Origin of the sequence: Streptomyces sp. Edi4 (genome assembly GCF_040253615.1) — a bacterium.
Lineage (GTDB): Bacteria > Actinomycetota > Actinomycetes > Streptomycetales > Streptomycetaceae > Streptomyces.
The window spans coordinates 7,461,837-7,478,573 of sequence record NZ_JBEJGY010000004.1 but is presented as its reverse complement, the minus strand read 5'-3'; the positions used below and the strand labels follow the sequence as shown (position 1 = coordinate 7,478,573).

Sequence of the window (16,737 nt, the reverse complement as noted above, 5' to 3'; positions counted from 1 at the left end):
GACCCATGCCCATCGCGACGTACTGCCTCGTGGCCCTTGACTGTCCCGATCCCGAGGCGCTGGCCGCCTTCTACGCGGCGGTGCTCGGCGGCGAGGTGAAGAACGACGGCGAGGACTGGTACGACCTGTACGCCCCCGGCGGTCACCGCGTCTCCTTCCAGCGCGCGCCGGGTCTCACGCCGCCGGAATGGCCGCGTGGGGACCGCAACTCCCAGCAGCTGCACCTGGACTTCACCGTCCAGGACATGGAGGCGGCCGAGCAGCAGGTCCTCTCCCTCGGCGCCACCCCGCTCGACCTCGACGACCACGGCGGCGAGCGCGGTTTCCGCGTGTACGCGGACCCGGCGGGCCACCCCTTCTGCCTGTGCCGGGCGTGACGCCCCACCCATCCCGCCGAAGCGGGCGCGCGGCCCGCCCGGCGCCCGCTTCTCCCACCGTCCTGTTTGGACACCAGCCCACTGAGCCAGAAGCACGGAGAACAACGTGAACGACACCTCCACCCCGGCCTCCCCCGACTCCCCCGACCTGGTCCAGGTCATGCTCGCGGAGTGCTCCGCGGCCGACGCGGACGCGGTCTTCGAGCTCCTTGGCGCCCACTTCACCTCCGACCGCGCGGGCGTCGTGCCCCACCGCGACGAGGGGCCGCAGCCGGCCGCTTGGAGCGGAAGCTTCTGTGCCGACCACGCTCCCGAGCAGGTGGCGGGGGTCCTTCTGTCCGGACCCGTCACCGCCGAGTTGCAGGGCGGCCCGGTGGCGGTCGAGCGGCTGCGCCGTACGCTGTCCGCGGCCTTCGCGGTCGAGGCGGCGGGCAGCGCGGCGGGCGACCAGGAGGTCGACGTCCAGCTCCGGCTCACAAACGCCTAGCCGCCACCCTCACCCCCAGGGCCGGGGCCTGGGCCGGCGCCGAGGCCGGGTCCGCCGAGGTTCGCCGCGTTCGAACAGGTCCCTATCGGGCGCGCGGACCTACTCTGGTACAAGGAGCGGCAACCCTTCCACGAGAGCGGAGGACATCATGATCGTCCTCGGAGTCATCCTGCTGGTCATCGGCTTCGTGGCCGGCATATCCATCCTGTGGACCATCGGCGTCATCCTCGTCGTCCTCGGCGTCATCCTGTGGATCCTGGGATCCGTGGGTCACGCGGTCGGCGGCCGGCGGCACTACTGGTAACGGCCCCAGGCGGATGCACGGGCGGATGTACTCCATCCGCCGCACGAGAAGCGCCCCGGGGACCGTGTCCGCTCGGTAGCGGCACGGTCCCCGGGGCGCGCCTCACAGGCCGATGACGACCAGGGCCGTGTCGTCGGTGGCGCCGCCGACCGGGATCAGATCGTCCAGGACGGCGTCCGCGAGCGCTTCGGGGCCGGCCCCGTGGTGGCGGGTGAGGGAACCGGCCAGCCGCTGAAGGCCGGTGTCGATGTCCTCGTCGCGGCGCTCGATGAGCCCATCGGTGTACAGCACCAGGCTCGACCCCGCCGCGAAGGGGACCGTGGCCTGCGGCCGGGCGACCGGTTCCGGGCGGGCGCCGAGCGGCGGGTCCGTCGCGGCGTCCAGGAAGCGCACGGTGGCGTCCGGACGCACCAGCGCGGCGGGCGGGTGTCCGGCGCTGCTGTAGGTCAGCGTGTGGCTGCTCCAGTCGATGACCGCTTGGAAGACGGTGGTGGACTCGGCGCCGTCCACCGAGCGGGCGTACAGACTGAGGACGTCCAGGGCGCGCGCGGGCCCCTCGGCGACCAGGGACGCGGCGCTCAGGGCGCTGCGCAGCTGCCCCATCACCCCGGCGGCGGCCAGGCCGTGCCCGACCACGTCGCCGACGGCGACGGCGAGCCGGTCGCCGGGCAGCTCCGCCAGGTCGTACCAGTCCCCGCACACGTTCAGGGCGCCGACGGCGGGCCGGTAGCGCACGGCCGCGGTGCGCTGTCCCAGCGGGCGGGGCAGGGGCAGCATGGCGGCCTGAAGGGAGAGGGCGATCTCGTGTTCCCGGGAGTGGGCCTGGCGCAGCCGGTCGTTGACCTCTTGCAGTTCCCTGGCCCGGTTGTACAGTTCGGCCTCCAGGACCCTGGCCCGGTCGCCGTCCCCGGCGGCGCCGGCTCCGCCACGGGCACGGATGAGTTCGGTGACCTCTTCCACTCGGTGCAGGATCAGGACCACTTCGCCGTCCGGGCCGCGGATGGGGGTGTTGACCGGGCTGAAGTAACGCTCCTCCCACACCCCGGGCCGGGTGGGGTCCTCCACGTCGTACCGTTGGAGCGCCATGGTGTCGCGCTCGCCGCTGGCCGCGACCCGGCGCAGCGAGGCGCCCAGGTTGCGCATGCCGCTGGCGCCCGGGTCGTCGGGGTTGTCCGGAAAGACGTCGAAGAGGTAGTGCCCGACCAACTGCTCGCGGGTCCGGCCCGTCATCGTGGTGAACGCCCTGTTCACATCGGCGTACACGAGGTCGGTGGTCAGCAGGGCCACCGGGGCGGGCAGGGCCCGGAACACCGCCTCGTAGTGGATGCCGGACCCGTTCACCTTGCACCTGCCCGCGCGACGCCGCCTGGATCTCGTGCTTTTCACGATAGGCGGCATCGGCCCGGCGGGCCCGCCGAACGGGCGGGCCACGGTCGTCGTCAGCGGAACTCGGGCGCGTGGTCCAGGGCCCACCGCGCGAAGGTCCCGGCCGGGCGGCCGGCAAGGCGCTCCACGTGATCGGTGATGCGGCGCGAGGCGGGTCGCCGCTCGGAGGCGGCGACCAGTGCCTCCACCAACGGCTCGGGGCGCCCGTCGGCGAGCATCCGCGATCGCGCCAGATCAGGGGCGAGCGCCGCGAAGCGCAGATCACACCCGAGCGCCGCGCCGAGACGCACCACCTGGTCGGACCGCCCCAGCACCTCGGGGCCGGTCAACACGTGGGGTCCGCCGCCCAGTCGACCGCCATCGTCGAGCAGGACGGCCACGGCGGCGTCCGCGACGTCGCGCTCGTCGACGACGGCCGTAGGGGCCATGTCCGGGCCCGAGACGACATCGCCCGCCCGCACCTGTGACACCCAGCCACGGGCGTTGGAGGCCAGCGTGTCACTCCGCAGCACCACGGGGCGCAGCCCGGCGTCATGCAGCAGGGCTTCCATCTCCGCGTGCACCTGCACGATGGGATCGCTCTGCTCCCCTGCTTCATCGTCCACCGCCGACGACGACAGATAGACGACGCGCGGCGCCGCCGCGGCGAGTTCCGCGATCATGGCGTGGGCGGGTGCGGATGTGAGCAGCGGCCAGATGAGGAAGACGGCGTCGATGCCCACCAGCGCCCGGCGCACCGCGCCGGGATCGGTGAGGTCACCGGCCACCCACTCGGCTCCCGGGCGCGCGGCGCCCCGCTCACGCGTGAGGCAGCGTACGCGCGCGCCCTGCGCGGCAAGGCGGATGGCGATCTCCCGGCCGAGGTTGCCGGTCGCGCCGGTGACCAGGATGGATGGGCTGTGCGGGGAGGCTGTGGGCCCCTCGGTGTCAGGCATGATCGAGACGTTAGGGGTTCAGGTCGACATGAAGGCAAGGCGCGTGCGGTGAAGACGATCGGAGAAGTGGCGGCGGAACTCGGCGTGGAGCCGCATGTGCTGCGGCACTGGGAACAGGTGGGAGCACTCACCGTGCGCCGCGACGGCCATGGCTACCGCGTGTACGACGAGAGCGCGCTGGACGCGGCGCGTACGGTCCTGAAGCTGCGCCGGGTCGGTCTCTCCCTGCCCGAGGTCACCGCCGCCATGGCACCGACGAAGGCGGCGGCGCAGGCGGTGGTCAGGGCCAAGATGGCAGCGCTCGAGGAGGAAGTCGCCCACCGTCAGCAGGCGATCACGTTCCTGCGGCACGCCGCCGAGTGCCGGCACCGCTATCTCGACGAGTGTCCGGACTGCGCGGCCTTCGCCCGTGACGCGTGAGCCGCCGTACCGCCGCGCCGTGGACCGCGTCGGCCGGCAGCGGCGGCGGGGCCCTCCCGCGGGTACGACGCGAAGCGCCCGCGCTCCCCACCGCCGGGTGCGGGCGGTGGGGAGCGCGGGCGTCGGTCGTTCAGGGGCGTCCGGTCAGAGCACCGGCACCGGGTAGGTCGGGTACTCCACCCCGGAGACGTGCTGGACGACGCGGATGACCTGGCAGGAGTAGCCGAACTCGTTGTCGTACCAGAGGTAGAGGATCGCGTTGTCGCCGTCGACCTTGGTGGCTCCGGCGTCGACGATCGAGGAGTGGCGCGAGCCGACGAAGTCCATGGAGACGGCGTCGGGAGCGGTCGTGAAGTCGATCTGGCGCTTCAGCGGGGAGTGCAGGGAGACGTCACGCAGGTGGTCGAGGACCTCCTCGCGGGTGGTCTCGCGACCCAGGCGCAGGCTGAGGATGGCGATCGACACGTCCGGCACGGGCACCCGGATCGAGCTGCCGGTGATGGGCGCCTTGAGGTCGGGCAGCGCCTTGGCGACGGCCGACGCGGCGCCGGTCTCGGTGATGACCATGTTCAGCGGCGCGGAGCGGCCCCTGCGGTCGGCCTTGTGGTAATTGTCCAGGAGGTTCTGGTCGTTGGTGAAGGAGTGGACGGTCTCCACGTGGCCGCGCAGCACGCCGTACTCGTCGGCCATGGCCTTCAGCGGCGGGACGATCGCGTTGGTGGTGCAGGAGGCGCAGGACAGGATCTGCTCGTCCGGCTTGATGGTGTCGTGGTTGACGCCGTGGACGATGTTGGGGACGTCGCCCTTGCCCGGGGCGGTCAGGACGACCTTGTCGATGCCGGGGCGCAGGTGCTTCGAAAGCCCCTCGCGGTCGCGCCACTTGCCCGTGTTGTCGATGAGGATGGCGTCCTTGATGCCGTACGCCGTGTAGTCGACCTCGGACGGGTCGTTCGCGTAGATCACCTTGATGGTGTTGCCGTTGGCGACGATCGTGCTCGTCGCCTCGTCCACCGTGATGGTGCCCTGGAACTGGCCGTGGATGGAGTCGCGCCGCAGCAGCGAGGCGCGCTTGACGAGGTCTGCCTCTCCGCCTCCCCGCACCACGATGGCGCGCAGGCGCAGGCCGTTGCCCGAGCCGGACTTCTCGATGAGCAGGCGGGCGACGAGACGGCCGATGCGGCCGAAGCCGTACAGGACGACATCGCGGCCGGCTCGGCGCTCGATCTTGTTCTCGCCGGTGGCGCCGATGACGGCGTCCGCGGTGAACTCCTCGACGGACAGGCCGCGGTCGTCCGCCTTGTAGGTGGCGGCGAGCATGCCGATGTCGATCTGGGAAGGGCCGAGGTCGAGGGTCGTCAGAGCCTGGAGGAACGGCAGCGTCTCGGTGACCGAAAGCTCCTCGCCGGCTATCTGGCGGGCGAATCGGTGGGTCTTCAGAATGCTGACCACCGACTTGTTCACCAGGGAACGGCTGTGCAGCAGGATCGTGACGTCCCGCTCCCGGTGCAGCTTGCCGATGATGGGGATCATCGACTCCGCGATCTCCTCGCGGTTCTTCCAGTTGGTGAACGAGTCGTCATTGACAGTCACGGAAGTTCATCTTTCGAGCTAGGCGGCGCTCATATGCTAACCCCCTGCCCTTTTGATCGTTCAAGCGGTGTCCCCGCGAACGGGGCGGCCTCGCCGACGGGGGCCCGGTCCCCGCTCGGGTACCGGGCGCCGGCGTCTAGCCGAGGGTCCAGCGCTGGAGCGCGGAGCCGGTGTCGGGCTGCTGGGTGACGAGTGCTCCGTCGGCCGCGGCGGCCGTGGTGAGGAGCAGCCCGCTGGCCCTGGACGCGACCGTGTAGCGGCCGTCGGCCGTGGCGGTCACGGACCAGTGCTGGTTGGCGCCGCCGGTGCAGGGCCACTGGATCACCTTGGCCCCGGCGGCGCGGGAGCTCGCGGTGACGTCGGCACAGAGCTTGGACTCGCCGTTGACGATCTGGTAGCCGCCGTCGGGCTGCCGGGTGAAGACCCAGTTCTGGTTGGCTCCCGCGTTGGGGCTCCAGGTGATGAGCTGGGCGCCCTGCTGCGTCGAGTGGCCCGGGTCGTCGAGCGCCTTGCCCGAGGCGGTGAGGGTGTGGGTGCCGTCGAGGGATCCCCCGCTCGCCGGACCGGTCGGGGTGAGGCCGAGGGTCTGCTCTGCGGCGGTGCGCGAGCCGCCGACCGCGCTGCCGGTGGTGTCGCTCCAGCTGCGGACCGGGGTGGTCTCGGCGAGCCGGCCGGCCCGCGCCGAAAGGCCGAGCACGAGCCCGCTGTAGCGGTTGACCAGGCGGTAGGAGCCGGTGGAGGTGACAGGCACGACGAACCACTGCTGGCCGACCGTGGGGCCGCCCGCCCCGGCGGCCGCCAGCACCGGCTTCGCGCCCCACGCGCGCCCGGACTTGGGGGTGGTGGGGACGCCGAGGAGCTTGCCGGTGGATGCGGCGGCGATGCGGTACGAGCCGTCGCCGTCGGAGGTGAACACCCACGACTGAAGCGCCGACCGGGTGGCCGCCGGGTCGGAGGTGACCGAGGCGCCGTCGGCCGCCTGGGCCAGGACCCGGCCGTCCCCGCTCGCGATCCGGTAGGCCTTGGTGACGTCGACCGGGGGCGCGGCGGGCGCGGACGAGCCCACCGTGATGTCCACGTACTCGCCGTCGGCGCCGCCCTGGCAGTCGATGGAGCAGTACGACCTGAAGGTCTTGCCGACGATGGTGGAGCTGGTGCGGTTGGCGCCGTCGAGGAACCAGCGGTACCAGGAGTTGTTGGTGTAGCCGCCGGTGTCCCCTATGAGGTGCCATTTCTGGCTGGCGAGGTCGTCGGTGGCGTAGATGCGCTGCGGCGCCGTCCCGTTGACCGCCTCGGGCTCGCCGATGTAGAGGCCCAGGTAGGCGTTGTAGGTGATGTTCATGACGAACAGCGGTGATTTCGGCGGCAGTTGACCGGCCGCGATCTGCTGGGCCACCGTGCCGGCGTGGGAGGGGTCGTAGTCGCCGGCCACCGGGGTGTACCCCGTGGAGCTCGCGCCGTCGACCGGCACCATGTTGCTCTCCAGGCCCCCCACGCCCGGCTGCGACCAGTGCCCGTCGTACCACTTCTGCCAGGAGCCGCGTGCCATCTTCGAGGAGATCGGCGCGCGGGCGACGTGCGCCAGACTGTCCTCCCAGTTGCCGCCCTTGGCGACGACGCGCGACCCGTAGTAGACGTAGAAGTAGCCCGAAGCGGTGTCGACGAAGAGCCGTTGGTCGCCGTCGCCGTAGGAGTACGTCTCGTGCGGGAACTGCGCGGTGTCGCCGCGCCGAGTGCTGTACGGCGAGGTGATGGCGTGGTCCTTGATGGTCCAGGTGCGGCCCTGGTCCTTGGAGAGCGCGTAGTCGATCGCGTCGAAGTGGATGCCGTCGGAGAACGGCGCCGGGGTGAACTCGTTGTGGACGAGTCCGTACCAGTCCCCGGTGTCCGGGTCGACCCACACGCCGGAGAGGTCGCAGTAGTTCTTCTGCGAGTAGCCCGCGTTGCCGACCGCGTACGTGGCCTCACGGCCGGTGGGGCTGTTGTTGCAGCGCCAGGTCGTGTCGTTGTTCCTGTCGGCGGGGTTGGCCGGGTTCACGGCGTCACTGATCGCGCTCGACCGCTCGGCGCCGTCCATGTCGGTGCCGGTGAAGAAGTCCCAGTACCGGGGGTCCTTCGCGCCGTACAGGGCGGCGGACTGCTGGAAGTAGAAGGTGCCGTCCTTGTCGACGTAGACCGAGGCGGGCGTGTCCGTCGGGTGCGCGTACGGCACGGGCGTCCCGACGCTGACGCTGTACGTGACGTCGTGGGGCGCGGCGGCGGCCGGCGGCGCCACCGAGCCGGCCAGCGCCAGCGCCGCGGCGCCGAGGGCCGCGGCCACTGCTCTGAGGGTGGGGGAGGACACGGGCGCTCCTTCTGTGACGGCCCACAGGTGTGGGGGTGGGGAACGGCGCGCGCCGACGGCCTGGCCGCCCGCGTGCTGCGCAGTCTGTGCACCGCGGCGGCCACCGTCCACGGACATCCGTCGGGCGGACTTGGACTTTTGTCGCCCGGGCGCGGCCCGGCGCCGGAGAGGCCCGCCCCCGCCCGCCGCTTGAATATGCCAAATACGTGCGCTACTGAGCCACGGGCCGGAATACCTGGCCGAAAACTGACTCGCGACCCACGGATTCACATCCCCGCATCCCCTTACTAAAAGGCACGGAACCAGATATTCCGGACGATGAGTTTCGAGGCGCCTAAAGGATGAGTAAGGTGTGGGTCGCTGTCGGTGAACCCGCACATGACCTCGGGCCCGGCTGAATTCCGCATGCGGGGATTCGTAGGCGCGGGGTGTCGTCCGCGGGGACACAGGGAGAGGATCGTGGCTGCCGGCTCGTTCGAGGGACACTACGTGTGGCATCCGGCGGCCGACGATCGCGAGCTGGCACGGGCGTGCACCGATGTGCGGGCCGGCCGCTACCTGGGTGCCCACAACGTCCTCCAAGAGGCGCGCGGGGACCACGAGTTGCGCGCGCACCGCTCCTTGGTGCTGGCCTCCGAGGCGGCCGACTCCGACCTGGCGGAGCGCTGGCTGACCGAGGAACCCGGCCCGGAGGCCGCCCTGTTGGCGGCGCGGGTGGCGATGATTCGCGCGCTGCGCTCGGCCGACGCGAGGGACGCCCGCGCCGACGCGCTGCTGCGCATGGCGCAGGCGGCCTGCGTGCGGGCGGCGCGGCTGCTGCCCCAGGACCCCACGCCCTGGGTGGCCCAACTCGCCCTGGCCCGCATCGACGGCCCCCGGGACGCGGCGCCCAGAGGACTCCTGACGGCGCCGCCCGGGCCCTGGCAGCTGTTCGCCCATGTGCTGCGGCTCGACCCCTGGCACCGCGAGGCCCACCACCGCTTCCTGGCGTGCTTCTTCACCCGCAACGGCGGCTCGGCGAGCGCTCGTTGGGACGTCGCCTCCTTCCTCAGCCACCGGGCGCCCGCCACCTCGGCGCTGCGCCTGCTGCCGCTGGTCGCACTGGTCGAGGACTACGATCCGAGCGCGCTGCTCGCCGACCGCACCTGGCAACAGCCGCAATGGTCCTCCACGGCGCTCGGGATTTACCACAACTGGTTTCCCCAGACGGCCCGTTACCGGTTCACGCCCGTCCTTGACCTCGCCTATCTGGCGCACGCCCTGTTCATGGCGAAGCGGGAATTCGAGGCGCGGGAAGTCCTGACGGCCATGGGTCCCTACGCCTCGCGCATGCCCTGGAGCGTGTTCGGCGATCCCGGGGAGCAGCTGAACCGGGCCCGCAAGTCCTGCGGGCTGCCGACCCCCGCACCCACCTGACCTCGGCCTCTGTGAACGGCCCGCCCGCGAGCACGCTTCTTTTCACCCCAAGGAAAGGTTGCCCCTGTGTCCGAGCAGACGTCCACCGCCCGCTCGTCGAGCAGACCGGCGGAAACATCCGCCACCTTCGACGACGACGCCACACTCCATGCGATGGGATATCCACGGAAACTCACCCGTAGATTTCACGCGTTCGACAATTTCGCCATATCCTTCACCATCATCAACATTATCTCCGGCATCTTCTCCGCCTTCGGTTTCGGAATGGGGGCGGGCGGCCCCCGGATTCTGGTCTTCGGCTGGATCGGCGTCTCGGTGATGGTGCTGTTCGTGGGCGCGGCGATGGGTGAGATCGCGTCCGCCTACCCCACCAGCGGCGCCCTGTACTTCTCGGCGGGCAAGCTCGCCAAGCGGCACCGGGGCGCCTGGTCCTGGTACACGGGATGGCTGAACTTCGTCGGCCAAGTAGGCGGCACTGCCGCCACCAACTACGCCGCCGCCACCTTCATCCAGGCCTTCATCTCCATGCAATGGCCGTCCTACGAGGGGACGCCGCAGCAGACGGTCGGCATCGCCACGGCGATCCTGCTGATCCAGGCGCTGGCCAACACCTACACCGTGCAGCTGGTCGCCGTGGTGAACCGAATCTCCGTGTGGTGGCTCCTGATCGGCATGGTGGTGATCGTCGTCGCCCTGACCGTGAAGCCCGGCTCGCACCAGCCGGTCTCGTTCGCGACGCACTTCGTCAACAGCACCGGCTTCGACAACGGTCTGTACGCCGCGATGCTCGGCCTGCTCGTCACCAGTTGGACGTTCACCGGCTTCGACGGCAGCTTCCACATGTCCGAGGAGACGGTGAAGGCCACCGTCAACACGCCCAAGGGCATCATGCGCGCCATCCTCTACTCGGCGCTCGCCGGCCTCGTCCTCATGCTCGCCCTGGTGTACTCGATCCGTGACTACGCGAGCGAGATCGCCGCGTCGGCGCCGCCGGTGCAGATCCTCGTCGACGCGCTCGGCCTCGGTATGGCCAAGCTGCTCCTGCTGATCGTCATCGGCGCCATGCTGTTCTGCGGACTCGCGAACATGACCAGCAACACCCGGCAGATCTTCGCCTTCTCGCGGGACGGCGCGATGCCGGGCTCGCGCTGGTGGCACTCGGTCTCGCTGCGCACGCGTACGCCCGTGAAGGCGGTGTGGCTCGCGGCCGCGTGCGCCCTGGTCCTGATCATCCCGGGCTGGTGGTCGCACACGGCGTTCACGGCCATCGTCAGCGTCAACGTGGTGGGCCTGTACCTGGCGTACGGCGTGCCCATCTTCCTGCGGCTGCGCCTGAAGGACTTCGAGCCGGGCCCCTGGAACCTGGGCCGCTACGGCAGGCCGGTGGCGGCGGTCGCCGTGGTGTGGATCGTGCTCAGCAGTGTCCTGTTCATGCTGCCCCAGGTCTCCCCCATCACCGCGGACTCCTTCAACTACGCGCCGATCGCGCTCGGCGTGGTCCTGCTCATCGCCACCATCTGGTGGTTCGCGACCGCGCGCCGGCGCTTCCAGGGGCCGGTGAGCTACGGCAGCCCCGACGAGGTGGCGGCGATGGACCTCATCTGAGGACACCGCCCGGGGCCGGGGGGCGACGCCGGGGCGGCGGATTCAGCGGATTGTCTCGTAAAGCGCCGGAGGGGGTCCTGTTCCTCATCCGCTCGCGGCCGCTGTGAGCCGTCGCTCCAAGGGGGTGCGAAAGCTCGGTTTGACGCGCACGTCGGCGAAGAACGCCGTCAGCCGGGCCGCCTCCGCCGCGATCGCCTCGCGTGCCTCGCGGCCCACCCCTTGGCGCGTCAGGAGTTCCGTGACGATCTCGCCGTCGGGACGCTGGGCCCAGCCGCCCACGACGCGGCCGTTCCACCACACGCTGGGCCCGATGTTCCCGTTGGTGTCGAAGAGCTGGGACGTGTACGCGGCGTCGAGGTACCAGTCGCGGCTGCGCCAGCCCATCGGGGTGGGATCGAGCGCGGGCAGCAACGCGGCCCAGGGCTTCGGTTCGGCGGGTGGTTCCAGGTGGGCGGGCAGGGCATGGCCCGCGCCCTCGTCGAGGTCGGCCGCCACCGCGTCGGTGCGGGCCAGCGCCTTGCGGGTGTCCGTCAGCGTCCAGCCCGTCCACCACTTGACGTCCTCGGTGGTGGCGGGACCGTAGGCCGCGAGGTATCGGGCGGCCAGGCGCGCCTTGGCCTCGTCGGCCGGCAGGTCGGGGTGCGGTTCGGCGGGGATCCAGCGGTACTGGCTGGAGGCCCAGGTGCCGAGCGGGCGGCCGCGCCGGATGCGCCCCTCGGCGGCCATCACACCGAGGAAACGGCTGGTGATGCGCGGCCGTGCCTCATACGGCTTGCCCTCGGACTGGACGATCTGCGCCTTCAGCTCCGGTACGTCGTCGGCGATTTGGGCCGCCGTGGCCTCGCCGCGCCGCTCCAGCGCGGCGAGGACCGCCCCCTCGGTTCGGGCGAACCAGCCTGCGTCCAAACCCAGTTGCTCGTGGAGGACCTTCGCCAGGTTGCGGCGTTCGCGGGCCGCGACCGCGCGGGCGGTCGAGGCGTCCACGACGGGAGCGAGTTCGCGCGGGACCACGAACATCGTGCGCCGCATGCAGAGCATCCGCACCAGCGTCCGGTCCTCGTACAGCGCCCGCTCGAGCTCCGTGACGGACGGGGTCCGGAGGCGGGCGGCGACGGAGAGATACACGGAGGCGGGGTCGGTGGCGTGCAGACCGAGCAGCGCCTCGGCCACCGCCTCCGGGGTGGCGGCGCGGGCCGCCGACGCCAGCAGGTGGCGGGCGCCGAGGCGCGCGCGGCGCTCCTCGGCGGTGATCTTCCGACGCGCGTGGGTCATGGTTTGAGACTAGCGACCACACCCGCCGTCGCGTTCAGTCCGTCCAGGATCGTCGGCGCCATGCTCGTACCGGCCAGAAAGAAGCCGAGCAGCGCACAGACGATCGCGTGCGAGAGCTTGAGCCCTCCGCTCCGCAGGAAGATCACCGCGAGGACCACGAGCAGCAGGACCACCGAGATCGAAACAGCCATGACGAGCCTCCTCCACCGCGCCGGCATCCCGGCGTTCGGGCGTCAGTGTGGCGGAGGAGGCGCCGGGATCCCGGCCAAGACATGTACGCCGTACGGGTGTTGACTGCGCGTGACCTCCGGCGCGCGGCGCCCGGGGCGAGTTGGCGTCAGCCGCGTGCCTGCGTCGGCGGCGCGGTCCAGGTGACCGTGCGGTCGCACCAGTCGGCGATGAGGTCCCGGTCGTGGCCGACGGCCAGCAGGGCGGCGCCCGTAGCGCCGCGGTAGGTCTCCACCGCCTCGATCAGGGCGGCGGCGGTCGGTGGGTCCAGGAGGGCGGTCATCTCGTCGCAGATCAGCAGGCGCGGCCTGAGCACCAGGGCGCGCGCGAGGCAAGCGCGTTGGAGGTCACCGTCGCCGACCTCGCCGGCACTACGCGTCAGGAGGGCGCCGCCCAGGCCGACGGCCTGGGCCAGTTCGTCGACGCGCTCGCGGATCTCGATGCGCCGCCCGGTCGCCTTCAGCGGTTCTGCGATCAGGTCGCGCAGCCGCACGCCCGGGTCGGCGGCGCGTCGGGCCCCCTGCTGGACGACGCCCACGGTGGTGCGCAGGGCGCGCGGCACGCGGTCCACGACGGGGACGCCGTCGACGACGACGCTTCCCGCGTCCGGCCGGTGCAGCAGGGCGGCGACCCTGGCCAGCGTGGACTTGCCGCACCCGCCGGGTCCCAGCAGCCCGACCGCCTCGCCGCGCCCCACGGCGAGGCTCATGTCCCGCACGACGGGGCGGCCCCGCTCATAGCCGGCGGTGATGTTGCTGAGCTCTAGCACGACGGGAGTCCTCCCAGGGGGCGTGCCATCCCGGCCATATGCCGGGTATGACCCTGAAGGAACGTTCCGTCAGGCGCACCCCAGGGTACGACGCGGCCACCTCGCCCGAGATGGCCACGCCCCGATCCGAGAGGGCGCGCGGGGAACCACGCGCTCAGCCCGGCACGGCCCGCACCCGTGGCGCGATCCCGCGCGCCCCCTCTGCGGACGCCCTCAGGGCGCCCGCAGATCGACGAGCTCCGCGATCGCGGACCGGTGCTCGCCCGCCGAACCCAGCGCGATCTGGGACGATTTGGCCCGCTTGAGGTAGAGGTGAGCTGGATGCTCCCAGGTCATCCCGATCCCGCCGTGCAACTGCACGCACTCCTCCGCCGCCCGCACGGCGACCCGCGCGCAGTACGCCTGGGTCAGCGCCGCCGCGAGCGGCACCTCCGGGCTGCCGCTCGCGAGCGCGTCCGCGGCGTTGCGGGCGGCCGCGCGCGCCGAGACCACCTCCAGCCAGAGCTGCGCCATGCGGTGCTTGAGCGCCTGGAAGGAGCCGACCGGCCGGTTGAACTGCTTGCGCTCACGGGTGTACGCCACTGTCTCGGCCAGACACCACTCGGCGACCCCCAGCTGCTCGGAGGCCAGCAGCCCCGCCCCGGCGAGCAGACCACGCCGTACGGCACCGGGCGTGGCGTCCCCTCCTGCCAGGAGCGTGCCGCTCGCGCCGTCGAGGGTGACGGTGGCGAGCGGGCGGGTCAGGTCGAGCGGGGTCAGCGGGGCGATCGTGGCGTCGGCCGCGTCCACGGCGTACAGGCCCTGTTCGGTCGGCACGATCAGCACGTCGGCCGTGGCCGCGTCGGCCACCGCCGACATGGTCCCGGCCGGCGTCGCGAGGAGCCGGACCGAGCCGGGCCCCGCGGCGAACGGCACGACGAGCGCGGCCGTCCGGTGCCCGCTCGCCAACTCCCCAAGCAGCGCGGCCACTTGGGTGTTCTTCTGCGGACCCAGCGCCATAAGGGTCTCGGTGGCGATCACGGAGCTGGTGAGGAACGGGACCGGCGCCACCGCGCGCCCGGTCTCCTCAAGGACCACCGCGGCCTCCCGGTGCGAGGCACCCTGCCCGCCCAGCTCCTCGGGTACGAGCAGCCCAGCGAGGTCCATCCCGGCGCCGAGCGCGCGCCACAGCTCGGGGTCGTAAGGCACATCGGACTCGGCGCGCGCGAGCGTGGACGCGGCGTCGGCGCGGTCGGCGAGCAGGGCCCGTACGGCCGCCCTGAGGTCGTCCTCGGCCTCGGAGTACAGCAGGTCGGGAGTGGCTTCTTCGGCGGGCTGCGCTGTCTGCGCCTTCATCGGGCCAGGTCCTTCCAGGCGACGTCCTTGTCATTGCGCGGCTCGGCGGGCAGCCCGAGAACACGTTCGGCGACGATGTTCAGGAGCACTTCGCTCGTGCCGCCCTCGATCGAATTGCCCTTCGAACGCAGATAGCGATAGCCGGCGTCGCGCCCGGTGAAGTCGACGAGTTCAGGCCGGCGCATCGTCCAGTCCGAGTACAACAGGCCCTCAGCCCCGAGGAGTTCGACCTCAAGGCCGCTGATCTCCTGGTTGAGGCGCGCGAAGGCAAGCTTCATGCCGGAGCCCTCGGGCCCCGGCTGGCCCGCGACGAGCTGCTGGCGCAGTCGCTCGCCGGTGAGCCGGGCGACCTCGGCCTCGACCCACAGCGTGAGGAGGCGCTGGTGCAGGTCGTGGGTGCGCAGCTCGGGCCGTTCGCGCCAGACCCGGGCGACCGGACCGATCATTCCGCCCTCACGCGGGATGCGCATGCCGCCGATGGAGACCCGCTCGTTCATGAGGGTGGTCTGGGCGACCTTCCATCCCTCGCCGACCTCCCCGAGCCGGTGCGCGTCGGGGATGCGCACGCCGGTGAGGAACACCTCGTTGAACTCGGCCTCACCGGTGATCTGCCGCAGCGGCCGCACCTCGACGCCGGGGTCGCTCATGTCGCAGATGAAGTAGCTGATGCCCCGGTGCTTGGGCAGCGCCGGGTCGGTGCGGGCGATGAGGATGGCCCAGCGGGCGAGGTGCGCGCTCGACGTCCACACCTTCTGCCCCTCGACGACCCAGGTGTCCCCTTCGCGCACCGCGCGGGTGCCGAGGGCCGCGAGGTCGGAGCCGGCGCCCGGCTCGCTGAAGAGCTGGCACCAGACCTCCTCACCCACCCACAGCGGCCGCAAGAAGCGCCGCTTCTGCTCCTCGGTGCCGTACTTGAGGATGGTCGGCGCGGCCATGCCGAGCCCGATGCCGATCCGGCGCGGGTCGTTGTCGGGCGCACCTGCCGCCGCGAGCTCGGCGTCCACGACCGGTTGCAGGGAGCGCGGCGCGGCAAGGCCGCCGAGCCCCACCGGGTAGTGGACCCAGGCGAGCCCGGCGTCGAAGCGCGCCTTGAGGAAGTCGAGCGGTTCGGTGTCGGCGGGCGGGTGCGCGGCCAGCAACTCCCGCGTACGCGTGCGCAGTTCGGCGGCGTCGGTCATCGGGCGGCTCCTTCCGTGAGGACGACCACGCGGCCGGTGGTCGTGCCGTCGGCGACCCGCTGCACGGCGGCCGCCGCGTCCTTGAGCGGAACCCGCTCGCTGATGAGCGGCTTGATGGCGCCCTCCGCGGCGAGGCGGGTGAGCTGATCGTGGCAGCGCGCGATCGACGCCGGGTCCTTCTGCGCGTACAGACCCCAGTGCAGCCCGACGATCGAGTAGTTCTTCACCAGGGCGTGGTTGAGCGCGGGCGCGGGAACGGAGCCGCTGGCGAAGCCGACGATCACGATCCGTCCCTCGAAGGCGACACACTTGGCGGACTTGGCGTACGCGTCACCGCCGACCGGGTCGTAGATGACGTCGGCGCCACGGCCCCCGGTTGCTTCCTTGACGGCGGCCACGATGTCCTGGCTGCGCCGGTCGATGACGAGGTCGCAGCCCAACTCGCGTGCCACTGCGGCCTTTTCGGTCCCGCCCACTACGCCGATCACGCGCGCGCCGGCGGCCTTGCCCAGCTGCACGGCCGCGCTGCCCACTCCCCCGGCGGCGGCGTGCACGAGCAGCGTCTCGCCCTTTTGGAGGTGGGCCCTGCGGTGCAGGCCGAAGACTCCGGTCTGGTAGCCGATGTGCAGGGCGGCCGCCTCGGCGTCGTCCAGGGCATCGGGCGCGGGCAGCAGCGCCGCCTCGTCGGCGACGACGTACTCGGCGAGGCCGCCGTGCGGCAGCGCCGGGTTGGCGATCACCCGGCGGCCGTCCTCGGTCTCCCCGCAGATCTCGACTCCGGGGGTGAACGGCAGCGGCGGGCGGATCTGGTACTGCCCCCGGCAGAGCAGCGCGTCGGGGAAGTTGATGTTGGCGGCCCGCACCCTCAGGAGCACCTGACCCGGGCCCGGCACGGGCCGGTCGATGTCTTCGAGCCGCATCACCTCGCCCGGCTCGCCGTTCTCGTGCACTCGCCATGCCTGCATTCGGGGGCCTCCACACGCCGGGCGCGATACGGGCTGCGTACCGCTGAGTACGTTCCACTGCTCGCGAGCATACTAAGCGGTCGCTTGCCGCAAGGGAATCATCCTGGCGCACCGGTCCCGATCCGC

At 71.7% G+C, this 16,737-nt stretch carries 16 protein-coding genes; 6 read left to right on the top strand and 10 right to left on the bottom strand.

What is annotated here, in order from left to right; translation table 11 throughout:
- Positions 1-5: 5 nt before the first annotated feature.
- From ABR738_RS35480 to ABR738_RS35470, 3 genes are all read left to right on the top strand, one after another.
- Positions 6-377 carry a VOC family protein gene (locus ABR738_RS35480; RefSeq protein ID WP_350234078.1) on the top strand — a complete coding sequence of 124 codons (372 nt, stop codon included), beginning with the start codon at positions 6-8 and terminating at the stop codon, positions 375-377.
- Between the two features lie 106 nt (positions 378-483).
- On the top strand, positions 484-864 hold the full coding sequence (locus ABR738_RS35475; RefSeq protein ID WP_350234077.1) for a hypothetical protein: 381 nt from the start codon (positions 484-486) through the stop codon (positions 862-864).
- A 148-nt stretch (positions 865-1,012) separates the two neighbouring features.
- Positions 1,013-1,168 (top strand): DUF6131 family protein, encoded by a 156-nt coding sequence (locus ABR738_RS35470; protein ID WP_350234076.1) that lies wholly within the window; start codon positions 1,013-1,015, stop codon positions 1,166-1,168.
- 102 nt (positions 1,169-1,270) lie between these two features.
- On the opposite strand, the gene ABR738_RS35465 is transcribed toward ABR738_RS35470, so the two are convergent.
- Together ABR738_RS35465 and ABR738_RS35460 are read right to left on the bottom strand one after the other, a co-directional pair.
- Complete coding sequence (locus ABR738_RS35465; RefSeq protein WP_350234074.1) at positions 1,271-2,509, bottom strand: PP2C family protein-serine/threonine phosphatase; 1,239 nt, start codon at positions 2,507-2,509, stop codon at positions 1,271-1,273.
- 98 nt (positions 2,510-2,607) lie between these two features.
- Positions 2,608-3,489 carry an SDR family oxidoreductase gene (locus ABR738_RS35460; RefSeq protein ID WP_350234073.1) on the bottom strand — a complete coding sequence of 294 codons (882 nt, stop codon included), beginning with the start codon at positions 3,487-3,489 and terminating at the stop codon, positions 2,608-2,610.
- A 48-nt stretch (positions 3,490-3,537) separates the two neighbouring features.
- On the opposite strand from ABR738_RS35460, the gene ABR738_RS35455 reads away from it, so the two are divergent.
- On the top strand, positions 3,538-3,909 hold the full coding sequence (locus ABR738_RS35455) for a MerR family transcriptional regulator (RefSeq protein ID WP_350234072.1): 372 nt from the start codon (positions 3,538-3,540) through the stop codon (positions 3,907-3,909).
- 144 nt (positions 3,910-4,053) lie between these two features.
- Here the strand turns inward: ABR738_RS35455 and ABR738_RS35450 are convergent, their stop codons facing one another.
- Together ABR738_RS35450 and ABR738_RS35445 are read right to left on the bottom strand one after the other, a co-directional pair.
- Positions 4,054-5,499 (bottom strand): glyceraldehyde-3-phosphate dehydrogenase, encoded by a 1,446-nt coding sequence (locus tag ABR738_RS35450; RefSeq protein ID WP_350234071.1) that lies wholly within the window; start codon positions 5,497-5,499, stop codon positions 4,054-4,056.
- Between the two features lie 136 nt (positions 5,500-5,635).
- Positions 5,636-7,843, bottom strand: coding sequence for an RICIN domain-containing protein (locus ABR738_RS35445; protein WP_350234070.1), 2,208 nt, complete (start codon positions 7,841-7,843; stop codon positions 5,636-5,638).
- Positions 7,844-8,302: 459 nt separating this feature from the next.
- Between ABR738_RS35445 and ABR738_RS35440 the strand changes: the two genes are divergently transcribed.
- Both ABR738_RS35440 and ABR738_RS35435 read left to right on the top strand, forming a co-directional pair.
- A complete protein-coding gene (locus ABR738_RS35440) occupies positions 8,303-9,259 on the top strand; it encodes a hypothetical protein (RefSeq protein ID WP_350234068.1) in 957 nt (318 codons plus the stop codon).
- Positions 9,260-9,412: 153 nt separating this feature from the next.
- Entirely contained in the window at positions 9,413-10,864 is a 1,452-nt protein-coding gene (locus tag ABR738_RS35435) for an amino acid permease (RefSeq protein ID WP_350234882.1), read from the top strand.
- Positions 10,865-10,948: 84 nt separating this feature from the next.
- Here the strand turns inward: ABR738_RS35435 and ABR738_RS35430 are convergent, their stop codons facing one another.
- From ABR738_RS35430 to ABR738_RS35405, 6 genes are all read right to left on the bottom strand, one after another.
- Entirely contained in the window at positions 10,949-12,136 is a 1,188-nt protein-coding gene (locus tag ABR738_RS35430) for a winged helix DNA-binding domain-containing protein (protein ID WP_350234067.1), read from the bottom strand.
- Positions 12,133-12,327 (bottom strand): hypothetical protein, encoded by a 195-nt coding sequence (locus ABR738_RS35425; protein ID WP_350234066.1) that lies wholly within the window; start codon positions 12,325-12,327, stop codon positions 12,133-12,135. The genes ABR738_RS35430 and ABR738_RS35425 overlap by 4 nt, the downstream gene beginning before the upstream one ends.
- 146 nt (positions 12,328-12,473) lie before the next feature.
- Complete coding sequence (locus ABR738_RS35420) at positions 12,474-13,133, bottom strand: ABC transporter ATP-binding protein (RefSeq protein ID WP_350234065.1); 660 nt, start codon at positions 13,131-13,133, stop codon at positions 12,474-12,476.
- A gap of 213 nt (positions 13,134-13,346) precedes the next feature.
- Complete coding sequence (locus tag ABR738_RS35415; protein ID WP_350234064.1) at positions 13,347-14,468, bottom strand: acyl-CoA dehydrogenase family protein; 1,122 nt, start codon at positions 14,466-14,468, stop codon at positions 13,347-13,349.
- Positions 14,465-15,646, bottom strand: a complete 1,182-nt coding sequence (locus ABR738_RS35410) for an acyl-CoA dehydrogenase family protein (RefSeq protein WP_350234063.1) — start codon at positions 15,644-15,646, stop codon at positions 14,465-14,467. Before ABR738_RS35410 ends, ABR738_RS35415 begins: the two co-directional genes overlap by 4 nt.
- Positions 15,643-16,611 carry an NADPH:quinone oxidoreductase family protein gene (locus ABR738_RS35405; RefSeq protein ID WP_350234062.1) on the bottom strand — a complete coding sequence of 323 codons (969 nt, stop codon included), beginning with the start codon at positions 16,609-16,611 and terminating at the stop codon, positions 15,643-15,645. Before ABR738_RS35405 ends, ABR738_RS35410 begins: the two co-directional genes overlap by 4 nt.
- Positions 16,612-16,737 lie beyond the last annotated feature (126 nt).

Bases quoted from the DNA above. Each gene is read 5' to 3' on its own strand.
- ABR738_RS35480 (WP_350234078.1), top strand. From the start codon at position 6: ATGCCCATCGCGACGTACTGCCTCGTGGCCCTTGACTGTCCCGATCCC.
- ABR738_RS35470 (WP_350234076.1), top strand. From the start codon at position 1,013: ATGATCGTCCTCGGAGTCATCCTGCTGGTCATCGGCTTCGTGGCCGGC.
- ABR738_RS35425 (WP_350234066.1), bottom strand. From the start codon at position 12,327: ATGGCTGTTTCGATCTCGGTGGTCCTGCTGCTCGTGGTCCTCGCGGTG.
- ABR738_RS35410 (WP_350234063.1), bottom strand. From the start codon at position 15,646: ATGACCGACGCCGCCGAACTGCGCACGCGTACGCGGGAGTTGCTGGCC.
- ABR738_RS35435 (WP_350234882.1), top strand. From the start codon at position 9,413: ATGGGATATCCACGGAAACTCACCCGTAGATTTCACGCGTTCGACAAT.
- ABR738_RS35415 (WP_350234064.1), bottom strand. From the start codon at position 14,468: ATGAAGGCGCAGACAGCGCAGCCCGCCGAAGAAGCCACTCCCGACCTG.
- ABR738_RS35405 (WP_350234062.1), bottom strand. From the start codon at position 16,611: ATGCAGGCATGGCGAGTGCACGAGAACGGCGAGCCGGGCGAGGTGATG.
- ABR738_RS35430 (WP_350234067.1), bottom strand. From the start codon at position 12,136: ATGACCCACGCGCGTCGGAAGATCACCGCCGAGGAGCGCCGCGCGCGC.
- ABR738_RS35460 (WP_350234073.1), bottom strand. From the start codon at position 3,489: ATGCCTGACACCGAGGGGCCCACAGCCTCCCCGCACAGCCCATCCATC.